The 10,123-nt window shown below is 70.1% G+C and carries 9 protein-coding genes; 4 read left to right on the plus strand and 5 right to left on the minus strand.

All coding sequences use genetic code 11. The features are described 5' to 3' along the window. Positions 1-101 precede the first annotated feature (101 nt). Positions 102-1,001 (minus strand): LysR family transcriptional regulator, encoded by a 900-nt coding sequence (locus DCO49_RS17915; RefSeq protein ID WP_243402774.1) that lies wholly within the window; start codon positions 999-1,001, stop codon positions 102-104. 91 nt (positions 1,002-1,092) lie between these two features. Here DCO49_RS17915 and DCO49_RS17920 point away from each other — a divergent pair, with 91 nt between their 5' ends. Both DCO49_RS17920 and DCO49_RS17925 read left to right on the plus strand, forming a co-directional pair. Beyond that, positions 1,093-2,505, plus strand: coding sequence for an MFS transporter (locus tag DCO49_RS17920; RefSeq protein ID WP_116865149.1), 1,413 nt, complete (start codon positions 1,093-1,095; stop codon positions 2,503-2,505). Beyond that, the gene (locus tag DCO49_RS17925; protein ID WP_116865150.1) at positions 2,502-3,173 is read left to right on the plus strand and encodes a hypothetical protein; all 672 of its coding nucleotides are present in this window, start codon (positions 2,502-2,504) and stop codon (positions 3,171-3,173) included. The genes DCO49_RS17920 and DCO49_RS17925 overlap by 4 nt, the downstream gene beginning before the upstream one ends. Before the next feature lie 81 nt (positions 3,174-3,254). Here DCO49_RS17925 and DCO49_RS17930 read toward each other — a convergent pair whose 3' ends face one another. Genes DCO49_RS17930 through DCO49_RS17945 form a run of 4 tightly spaced genes read right to left on the minus strand, consistent with a single transcriptional unit; the run spans position 3,255 to position 6,148 of the window. Further along, the gene (locus tag DCO49_RS17930) at positions 3,255-4,052 is read right to left on the minus strand and encodes an N-formylglutamate amidohydrolase (RefSeq protein ID WP_116865154.1); all 798 of its coding nucleotides are present in this window, start codon (positions 4,050-4,052) and stop codon (positions 3,255-3,257) included. After that, entirely contained in the window at positions 4,045-4,599 is a 555-nt protein-coding gene (locus DCO49_RS17935; protein ID WP_116865151.1) for an NUDIX hydrolase, read from the minus strand. The genes DCO49_RS17930 and DCO49_RS17935 overlap by 8 nt, the downstream gene beginning before the upstream one ends. Continuing rightward, entirely contained in the window at positions 4,596-5,585 is a 990-nt protein-coding gene (locus tag DCO49_RS17940) for a 5'-3' exonuclease H3TH domain-containing protein (protein ID WP_116865155.1), read from the minus strand. Before DCO49_RS17940 ends, DCO49_RS17935 begins: the two co-directional genes overlap by 4 nt. Further along, positions 5,570-6,148 (minus strand): nitroreductase, encoded by a 579-nt coding sequence (locus DCO49_RS17945; protein WP_116865156.1) that lies wholly within the window; start codon positions 6,146-6,148, stop codon positions 5,570-5,572. Before DCO49_RS17945 ends, DCO49_RS17940 begins: the two co-directional genes overlap by 16 nt. 331 nt (positions 6,149-6,479) lie before the next feature. Between DCO49_RS17945 and DCO49_RS17950 the strand changes: the two genes are divergently transcribed. Both DCO49_RS17950 and DCO49_RS17955 read left to right on the plus strand, forming a co-directional pair. Then, positions 6,480-8,822, plus strand: coding sequence for a DUF1631 domain-containing protein (locus DCO49_RS17950; protein ID WP_116865152.1), 2,343 nt, complete (start codon positions 6,480-6,482; stop codon positions 8,820-8,822). 52 nt (positions 8,823-8,874) lie between these two features. Next, positions 8,875-9,954, plus strand: a complete 1,080-nt coding sequence (locus DCO49_RS17955; RefSeq protein ID WP_116865153.1) for an NAD(P) transhydrogenase subunit alpha — start codon at positions 8,875-8,877, stop codon at positions 9,952-9,954. The last annotated feature ends 169 nt before the right edge of the window (positions 9,955-10,123 follow it).

Below are 10,123 nucleotides of genomic sequence, written 5' to 3' on the forward strand. Positions count from 1 at the left end.
GGGCCATGCCCGGCGGAATTCCGTTCCGCCGCCGCGATGCGGCTCGCCGGGCATGGCCCGGCGCTACCGCGAAGCCGACCCCATCCACGCATGGCGTGGATCTACCAGTCGCCGGCCAGCAACGCGTCGGCCAGCACCTGCAGTTTTGGCGAATGCTGCCGCGACGGCGGATAGATCAGCGACAGCTCGCGGCTGCGCCCTTCAAACGGCTGCAGCACGCGCTGCAGGCGTCCGTCGGCCAACGCCTCGGCCACCGCGAAATCCATCACCTGCACAATGCCGATGCCGGCGATGGCCGCTTCCACCAGCGGATCACCGCTGTCGAACACCATCCGCGTCGGCGGGGTGAAGTCGCACAGCGGGCCGTCCTGCCGGAACTGCCAGTCCACCACCCGCCCGCTGCGCAGGTTGCGTACCGCCAGGCAGGCATGGTCATGCAGCGCGGCGATATCCCCCGGCGTGCCGCAACGGGCAAGGTAATCCGGGCTGGCCACGGTCACCCAGCGCAGCGGCCGCAGCGGCCGCGCAATGATGCGCTGGTCGGCAATCACACCGGTGCGCAGCGCGGCATCGAAACCTTCCTCGACCAGATCGACCAGGCGATCACTGAGCACCGCGTCCACCTGCAGCTGCGGATGCTGCTGCAGCAAGGGCCCCAGCAGCGGTACCAGCACCTTGCGCCCGAACATCGACGGCGCACTGATCTTCAGCGTGCCCGACGGCGTGCACGGGCGGTCAGCCAGCTGGCGCTCGGCATCCTCGAGGCCGCACAGCAGCGGCGCCACCTGGTCGACGAACTGGCGCCCATCGGGGGTCAGCGCCACGTTGCGGGTGTTCCGCTGCAGCAGCTTCACCCCCAGCGTGGCCTCCAGCCGGCCGATCGCGCGCGACAGCCCGGACTGGCTCAGGCCCAGCTGCCCGGCAGCGACGGTGAAGCTGCGCGCCTCGGCCACCTGCACCAGCATGCGCACGGCATTGAGGTCCAACGAGGATCCATTCATGCCAAAAATCATGACAGATATGGGCAGGCAGGGGTTTATTGATTGGCCCGCATCAATGAGACTGCGTTCCCCCACCGATCCACCGCCGCCGATGCCCCCTCTCAAGTACCCGCACTGGGCGCTGACCCTGCTGGCCACCGCCCAGCTGATCATCGCCCTGGACGCCACCATCATCTTCGTCGCCCTGCATGACATGGGCCGCGCCCTGCAGATCAACGCGCAGCAGCTGCAGTGGGTGGTCAGCTCCTACACCGTGGCCTTCGGTGGCAGCCTGCTGCTGGGCGGGCGCGCCGCCGACCTGATCGGTCGCCGCCGTTTCTACCGGCTGGGCATGCTGCTGTTCGCGCTGGCCTCGCTGCTGGGCGCGCTGGCACCGAGCGCCACGCTGCTGATCATCGCGCGCGCCGCGCAGGGCATCGGTGCCGCGCTGCTGTTCCCGGCCACGCTGGCGCTGATCAACACGCTGTACGCCGAGGGCCCGGTGCGCAACCGCGCGCTGGCGATCTGGAGCATGGCCAGCGCGGTCGGCCTGGCGCTGGGCACCCTGCTCGGTGGCGTGCTGACCCAGGCGTTCGGCTGGCCGGCCGTGCTGGCGGTGATCGTGCCGCTGGCCACCGCCTGCGCCGTTGCCGCCGGTGCGTGGCTGCCGGCCGATGGCCCGCGCGCGCAGGGCCGCTCGTTCGATCTGGCCGGCTGCATCACCGTCACCCTCGGCGGCAGCCTTCTGGTGACCACCCTCGTGCAGGGGCCGGAGTGGGGCTGGACCGCGCCGGCCACGCTGGGCTGCCTGCTGTTGTCGGCGCTGCTGCTGGTGGCCTTCGTGCAGATCGAACAGCGCAGCCGCGACCCGCTGATGCAGTTCGCGCTGCTGCGCCTGCCCGGTCTGCGCGCCGCGCTCGGCCTCACCTTCGCCTTCATGAGCAGCTACGGCGTGCAGTACTACTTCATGGCGCTGTATTTCCAGGATGGCTATGGCTGGAGCCCGCTGCAGGCCGGCCTGGCGTTCCTGCCTGCGACGGCGGTGTGCACGGTAGGCATCCAGCTGGCCGAGTGGGCACTGAAGCGCTGGAGTGCACGCAAGGTGCTGGTGCTCGGCCAGCTGGCCGGCGCCGTCGGCATCGCCTGGGTCGCAGCAACACTCCCGCATGCCTCGAACTTCTGGCCGCTGCTGCCGGGCGTGGTGGTGCTGAGCATCGGCCAGGGCATGACCTGGACCTCGATGTGGATCGTGGCCGGGCAGGGCGTGCCGGCCGCACAGCAGGGCGTGGCCTCGGGCATGGCCGCCACCGCGCAGCAGATCGGCGGTGCGCTGGGCCTGGCGGTCCTGGTGATGGTGGCCAATGCCGGCGCCGGCGTTGCAGGTTCGCCCAGCGCGCTGGCCGGGCTGCTGCGTGCCGAGTACGGCGCGGCGCTGTTTGCCCTGTTCGGCGTGGTCATCGCGCTGGGTCTGCGCCCGGCACCGGTAGACTGCGGCTCCCTTGATGGCCAGGCCAACAACGCATGATCGAACTGCTGGACCTGCAACAGACGCTGCACGCGTTCGCCGCCTGCAACGACGACCATGGCGTGTACCGGTCCTTCGGCTGGGTGCACGCCACAGACGGCGAGTTGCTGCAGGCGCGGTTCTGGTTGCCGCCCGACGAGGAGACCGCGTTCGACGATGACAGCGAGGTGCCGGCCGAGGCGCGCGCGCTGGGCCTGTCCACCTATCTGGAGCCGGCCACGTTCGCCGACGTGCTCGACGTGCAGAAGCGGCAGCGCCCGTTGTCCACGCTGGCCGAGTACGCGCAGGCGCTGGCGTACTACCACGAGTACGACGCGTTCCAGCAGATCGAAGGCATCGACGAAGCGCTGGGTGAGGCCACGGCCGCAGACCAGGCCGCCGCGCGCGATGCTGGTGTGGGCGCGGGCATCTTTTCCTCGTTCGATCTGCAGTTGCTGGCGTGCGCGGATGAGCAGCTGAAGGCCACCGCGCAGGCCGTGGCGCACCTGCACGAGGTGCCGGTGGGTGAGGCGCTGGCACGCTGCCGTGCGTTGCCGCTGTCGCTGGGCGAAGCCCTGGATCGCAACCGGGCGCAGGCCATCAAGGATCAGTTCGAAGCGATCGGCGCGACCGTGCAGGTGCACGGCTTCAAGCCGTTCCCGTGGATGGACGCGCCTACGCTGCGGTAGCGCGGGACCATGCCCGGCGGCATTACGTTGCGCCGCCGCGATGCGGCTCGCCGGGCGTGGCCCGGCGCTACCGGGCTTCGGTCACCCAACCGCCAACAACCCCGGCTGCAACGCGCTGAAGATCCGCGCCAGGCGCTCCGCCCAGGCCTGCTGCCCGGCCACATCGGCAATCAGGTCCTGGCGGATTTCCAGCTCCACGTGCACCAGGCCACGACCTTCGCCATGCACCGGCACCGCGTAGTCGCTGGTGCTGCTTACCGAATATGGCTCGTTGTCGCCGACCACAAGGTCGCCTTCATCGCGCAGCGCCTGCAGCAGTGCCTGGGCAAAGCGCGTGTCCTGGTGGTACAGCACGCCGGCGTGCCACGGCCGCGCCGTGCCGTTCATCGCCGGGGTGAAGCTGTGCATCATCACCAGCAGGGTCGGGCGGCCGGCATCGCGGCGTGCGTCCAGCTCGGCATCGATGCGGGCGTGATACGGCGCGTGGATGGCATCGATGCGCTGCTGCCGCTGCGCCGCCGACAGCCCGGCATTGCCCGGCACCGCGGTGTGGTCGCTCACTTCCGGGATCAGCGTGGGCGAGGCCAGCGGTCGGTTGCAGTCGATCAGCAGCCGCGAATAGGTCTGTTCGATGGCCCACGCATCCAGCAGCCCGGCCAGTGCGCGGGTGGTGCCGGCGATGCCGATGTCCCAGCCGATGTGGCGGTCAAGCTCGGCCTGCGCCAGGCCGAGGCCATGCAGCGCGCGCGGCACCTGCTGGCCGGCGTGGTCGGCCAGCAGTACGAACGGCGAGGCGCCCTGCGCACGATGGATCGTGTAGATCGCAGGATCGTCGGCACCGAGCAGGGCCGGCGCCGCATGCAGGCCGGCATCAGCCACGCGGGCGTCCATCCAGGTGGTGCTCGATCATCCACAGGCCGGCCCAGAGCTTGGCGTCCAGCGCGTAGCCTTCGCCCATCTTCTGCACCAGCCAGGCGGCGGCCTGCGCACGCGGAATTTCGTGCACGGTGATGTCTTCACTCTCATCGCCGCCGCCCTCGCCGATGCGGCGCAGGCCGGTGGCACGGACGAAGGCGATCTGCTCGCTGCTGGCGCCGGAGGACGTCGGGCCGATCATCAGCACTTCGGCGTGCTCGGCGGTCCAGCCGGTTTCCTCTTCCAGCTCGCGCACGGCCGACACTTCAATAGACTCGCCCGCATTGATGTCGCCGACCAGGCCGGCCGGCATCTCGATGGTGGCCGACTGCAGCGGCACGCGGAACTGTTCGACGAACAGCACCTTGTCCTCCGGGGTGACCGCGATGATGATCGCCGCCAGGCCACCGGCATGGGTGCGCTCGCTGTATTCCCACGTGCCGCGCACGACCATGCGCTGGTACTTGCCTTCGTAGACGACGCGCGGGGCTTCGGTGTTTCTCTGGCTCATGCGGGCTCGCTGGAGGAGGGGAGGGAATGGTCGGGACCGGCCGCGGTGGCCGAACCGGGATCGTTGACGCCTGCGGCGCTGAACAGACGCCGGCGGGTCAGCGGGCCGAAGCGCAGCGCCTGGCACAGGCCGCCCAGCAGCTCCGGGTCTGCCGCCTGGCGCAGCAGGCCCGGCTGGCAGCCTTCCAGCGGCGCGTCCAGCGCGATGGTAGTCAGCTGCCGCCAGAGCAGGGCGTGGTCGCGCTGCTCGCGCAGGCGCACGGCCATCTGTGCGGCGCCGCGCAGCCGCAGGAACGGCACTTCGTCCAGGCGTTCGTACAGCGCGTCCATGCTGCCGAAGTGGGCCAGCAGCACCGCCGCCGACTTGGCGCCGACACCGCTGATCCCGGGAATGTTGTCCACCGCATCGCCACACAGGGCCAGGTAATCGGCGATCTGGTGCGCGTGCACGCCGTGCCGCGCCTTCACCCCGGCCACGTCCCAGCGCTGGTTGCGTGCATAGTCCCACTGTTCGTCGTGGTCCAGCAGCAGTTGCGACAGGTCCTTGTCGGCGGAAATGATCAGGCCGCGATGGCTGTGCCGGTGCTGGTGCAGCGCGCTGCCGATCAGGTCGTCGGCCTCGTAGTCATGGTGGGCCAGCACCACCAGGCCCAGCGCTGCGCACAGCGCCTTGCAGTGCACGAACTGGCGCTTCAGCGCTTCCGGCGCCGGGTCGCGGTTGGCCTTGTAGGCCGCGTACAGGCGGTGGCGGAAGCCACTGTCCAGCGCCTCGTCGAAGGCGATGGCGATATGCCGGGGGCGCTCGCGCTCCAGCAGGTCCAGCAGGAAGCGGGCGAACCCGTGCACCGCATTGGTCGGCCAGCCCTGGCTGTCCTGGAACTCGTCCGGCAGCGAATGCCAGGCGCGGAACACATAGATACTGGCATCCACCAGGTACAGCGGCGGCGGCAGCGGCACGGCATTCACGGCGCTCACTGGCCGGTCCAGTCCTGCAGCAGGGCCGCGGCGTCCGGCCGCTCGCGCTCGGGCACGTCGGCCTTGGGGGTGCCGATATGGATGAAGCCGGCGATGCCTTCGCCCTCGGCCAGGCCCAGGTGGGCATGCACGGCGGGGTCGAAGGCCATCCACGCGGTCAGCCACTGCGCGCCGAAGCCCAGCGCCTGGGCGGCCTGCAGCAGGGCGAAGCAGACGCAGCCGGCGGTCATCAGCTGCTCTTGTTCGGGCACCTTGGCGTCCGGGCGCGGGCTGGCCACCACCACGATCACCACCGGGGCGTGGCTGAAGCGCTGGCGGTCCTTCTCGAACACCGCCTCGCCGGCGTGCGGATCGCGCTGGCGGCTGCGTTCGACCAGGAAATCCCCCAGGGTGTGACGGGCATCGCCGGCAATCTTCAGGAAGCGGAACGGGACGCGCTTGCCGTGGTCAGGTACGCGGACGGCCGACTGCAGCATGCGCAGCAGGGTGGCCGGGTCCGGGCCGGGCTCGCCCAGCTGCCGCGAGGGCACCGAACGGCGGGCGTCGAGGGCGAGCAGGGCTGCGGGGTCGGGCATGGAGTCTGAACCGGTCATCACGGGTTGAAGATTATAGTCGGGGCGGTTGGTGACGCTGTCTGCGTCGTGTTTGCCCCTTCAATATCAAACTGTGATGAACGTCATGCCACTGCCGGGCAACCGGCGAGCCCTTCCCCTCGCCTCGCAGGCCCCGCACGGCTTAGGATATCCGTCTTGCCGGGCCGCCGGTCGTGAGGTTTGAAGTGAGGACTGTTTCACTGTCCGTGACGGGCTGGCCGGCCTACCATCGACGATCGGGTACATGGGGTGTACCGGTCGTCGCGATGTCCATGATGTCTGTCGTACCAGAGAAGGTGGGGAGCCTTCCCGAATGATGAGTGCGCCCACTCAGATGGGATCGTCGGGTCGTGACCCGGCCCAGCTCCAGCGTGCGCGGGACGTCGTCCTGCCCGCCCTGGGCCAGGCCTTCGGCGCGGCGCTGGCGCGGTTTGACGATGCCCTGTTCGACCGTGCCGGCAATGCCGGCTCGTCGCAGTTGCTGTTCCTGGATGCCATGCGCGAACTGCGCCGGCGCCGGGACGAGATCACCGCGGCCTTTGCCGCACACCTGGACCAGGCCTGGGCCGCGCTGGCCGACGGCCATCCGCTGTCCGCTGAAGCCACCCTGTCCGGGCCGGCCGAGGAAAGCCTGAGCCTCATTCCCGAGCATGTCCTGGAATCGCGGCTGGCGGTGCGCAACTTCGCCACCGTGTTGCTGCGCGATTTCAAGCCGGTGCTGGCCCGCCTCGACCGCCGCCTCGGCTGGCTGGTCGGCGGTCTGGAACTGGACGCCGACCTCGATCCGATCAGCCCCGAACACCTGGGCGTGGCCATCCACCAGGCCTTCGCCGGGTGCGAGCTGGCACCGGAAGTGCATCTGGTGCTGATCAAGCTGTGCGAGCGCGACATGCGCACGCCGGTGGGCCGCATCTACGAGAAGCTGGACGAGCAGTTGGTGGCCGCCGGTGTGATGCCGCAGATGGGCGCCCCGCGGCGACCGCTGTCGGCGGCCCCGGCGCCGCAGGCACCGCGTGGGCTGGACGACCTGGTCGAGCAGCGCCAGACGTCGGGCTTCGAGACCGATTTCAGCGACGAGGAGCAGGCCGCACCGGCCTGGGCGCAGCGGTTCGCCGCGCGCTGGTCCGAACGTCGCGGCCACATGCAGCAGCAGCTGCCCGGCGAACATGGCATGCCCGGCGGCGCGCCGGCAGGTTCCGGCGAAGCCTATCCCGGCCAGCAGGGCATGCTGCTGGAGGCGCTGCACGAACTGCTGCAGCAGACCCGGCATGTCCGCGAGGACGCCACGTCGGCCGCGCAGGTGGCGGTGGGCCAGCATCGCCCGCTCAGCCAGCGCGAGATGATGTCGGTGCTGTCGCTGCTGCAGGCCACGCCCAGCGCCACCCTGCGCGCGGCCATCGGCGAGGACGGCGAATCACTGGCGCAGCGGCTGAAGAGCGAAGTGCTGTCCAACGCCACCCGCCTCGGCGTGGACCCCGGCCAGACCCGGCTGGACCCGCAGGACGAGGATGCGATCGACCTGGTCGGCATGCTGTTCGACGTGATGCTGGACGAACGCGAACTGGAAGGCCGCTCGCGCGAGCTGATCGGCCGCCTGGTGGTGCCCTTCGTCAAGGTCGCCATGCTCGACCGCCGCATGTTCGTGCAGAAGACCCACCCGGCCCGCAAGCTGCTCAATTCGCTGGCCGAGGCCTGCGAAGGCAACACCGGCGAAAGCCAGGCCGAGCGCATGCTGATGGCCAAGGTCGAGGAGATCATCGAGCGCCTGGTCGCCGAGTTCAACGAGAACCTGGCGATCTTCCTGACCCTCGAAGAAGAATTCCGCGATTTCCTGCTGCAGCATCGCCGCCGCGTGGAAATTGCCGAGCGCCGCGCCGCTGAAACGCAGCGTGGCCAGGAAAAGCTGGAGATGGCCCGCAACCGCGCCGGCGCCGAACTGGACCGCCGCATCGGCGATGCCACCCTGCCGCCGGCGATCGCCGAGTTCCTGCGCCAGCCGTGGCAGCACCACCTGACCCTGGCGCTGCTGCGCGAGGGCGAGGACGGCGCGTCCGTGGCCGAGGCGCTGAGCCTGGGCGATGGCCTGCTCGAGGAAGTGGCCGAGGCACGCCGGCACATCATCGGCAAGCCGTGGCTGCAGGCCTGGCAGCCGGTGCTGGCCAAGGTGTTCGCCAGCGTCGGCGTGCACGGTGATGCGGCCTCGGCCGCCATCGATGCGCTGCACGGCACCCTGCAGGGCATTGCCGAGTCGCGGCCGGAACTGCAGCGCGCGCTGCCGGAACTGCCGCAGGTCGCGCTGCCGACCGCGCCGGTGCCCGAAGCCAGTGCGGTGGAGCTGGCCGGGCAGGTCGATACCGATGATTTCGACAATGCCGACGCCGATCGCTTCCGCCGCATGGAAATCGGCAACTGGCTGGACTTCGTCGACAAGGACGGCAAGGTCCAGGCCGGCAAGCTGTCCTGGATCAGCCCGATCTCCGCGCGCCTGCTGTTCGTCAACCGCCGCGGCGTGCGCTTCTGCGTGGCCTCGCCGGAAGAACTTGCAGTGATGGTGCGGCTGGGCCGCCTTCGCGCCCACGTCGACGATGGCGCCTTCGACAGCGCCATGCAGGGCGTGATCGACCGCCTGGACCCGGGCAGCGCCACCCTGCACTGAGGGGTGGCCGCCTGCTAGGATCGGGAAAACTCACCGATCAGCGGGGACCTGCATGGCCGTGGCGTTGCTGGGGATGAAGGAGACCGCGCCGGGCGAACGGCGCGTGGCACTGACGCCGGAAACGGCGCGCAAGCTTGGGGCCTTGGGCATCACCGTTTGGTACGAAGCCGGCGCCGGACTGGCTGCGGGCTTCCCCGATGCCGCCTATGACGATGCCGGCGCGCGCGTCTTCGACGCTGGCCGCTGGAGCGAGATCGACATCCTGCTGTGCGTGCAGGCGCCAACGGCGGCGGTATTGGCCCAGCTCAAGCCGGGCGCCAGCGTGGTCGGCCTGCTCACTCCGGCCAGCGACCCATCGCTGGCGGCGCTGGCAGCTGACGACCGCCTGCTGTTGTTCCCGCTGCAGCAGCTGCCGCGCACCACGCGTGCGCAGGCCATGGACGTGCTCAGTTCGCAGGCCGGCATGGCCGGCTACAAGGCCGCGCTGATCGCCGCCGAGCGCGCGCCGCGCTTCTTCCCGATGCTGACCACGGCGGCCGGTACCGTGCGCCCGGCCAAGGTGCTGGTGATCGGTGCCGGCGTGGCCGGCCTGCAGGCGATCGCCACCGTGCGCCGCCTCGGCGCGCAGGTGGAAGGCTTCGACGTACGCCCGGAAACCCGTGAACAGATCCAGTCGTTGGGCGCGCGCTTCCTCGACCTGGGGGTGAGCGCAGCGGGCGAGGGCGGCTACGCACGCGCGCTGACCGACGAGGAACGCGCCGAGCAGCAGCGCCGCCTGGCCGACCACCTGCGCAGCGTGGACGTGGTGATCTGCACCGCGGCGGTGCCGGGCCGGCCGGCACCCACCATTGTCACTGCGGCGATGGTCGAGGGCATGGCAGTGGGCAGCGTGATCGTCGATCTGGCCGCCGAGAGCGGCGGCAACTGCGCGCTGACCCAGCCGGGCCAGTGCATCGACCACCAGGGCGTGGCCATTGATGGCCCGCTGAACCTGGCCAGCCGCGGCGCCACCCAGGCCAGCGAGATGTACGCGCGCAACCTGCTGAACTTCGTCACCCTGTTCGTGCAGGGCGGCCAGCTGGGCTTCGACTGGGAAGACGAGCTGCTGGCCAGAACGCGCTGGCAGGCGTGACCGGACCCGCACGCTGTAGAGCCGAGCCCATGCTCGGCTTGCGCAGAGGCGATCAAGCAGCCGAGCGTGGGCTCGGCTCTTATCTCTTCCGACTCTGGCACCTTAGGTGCCGAGAGCCCGGCGCGGACGACCGTTCGGCTCTAGGTCTTTTCGATCGCTCTGTAGCAAG

Origin of the sequence: Stenotrophomonas sp. SPM, from assembly GCF_003105135.1 — a bacterium.
In the GTDB taxonomy this organism is placed as follows: Bacteria; Pseudomonadota; Gammaproteobacteria; order Xanthomonadales; family Xanthomonadaceae; genus Stenotrophomonas.

Excerpts from the sequence above, each read along its gene's own strand:
- DCO49_RS17945 (WP_116865156.1), bottom strand. The coding sequence starts at position 6,148 with ATGCCCGACCCCGCAGCCCTGCTCGCCCTCGACGCCCGCCGTTCGGTG.
- DCO49_RS17915 (WP_243402774.1), bottom strand. The coding sequence starts at position 1,001 with ATGAATGGATCCTCGTTGGACCTCAATGCCGTGCGCATGCTGGTGCAG.
- DCO49_RS17955 (WP_116865153.1), top strand. The coding sequence starts at position 8,875 with ATGGCCGTGGCGTTGCTGGGGATGAAGGAGACCGCGCCGGGCGAACGG.
- DCO49_RS17920 (WP_116865149.1), top strand. The coding sequence starts at position 1,093 with ATGCCCCCTCTCAAGTACCCGCACTGGGCGCTGACCCTGCTGGCCACC.
- DCO49_RS17935 (WP_116865151.1), bottom strand. The coding sequence starts at position 4,599 with ATGAGCCAGAGAAACACCGAAGCCCCGCGCGTCGTCTACGAAGGCAAG.
- DCO49_RS17925 (WP_116865150.1), top strand. The coding sequence starts at position 2,502 with ATGATCGAACTGCTGGACCTGCAACAGACGCTGCACGCGTTCGCCGCC.
- DCO49_RS17950 (WP_116865152.1), top strand. The coding sequence starts at position 6,480 with ATGATGAGTGCGCCCACTCAGATGGGATCGTCGGGTCGTGACCCGGCC.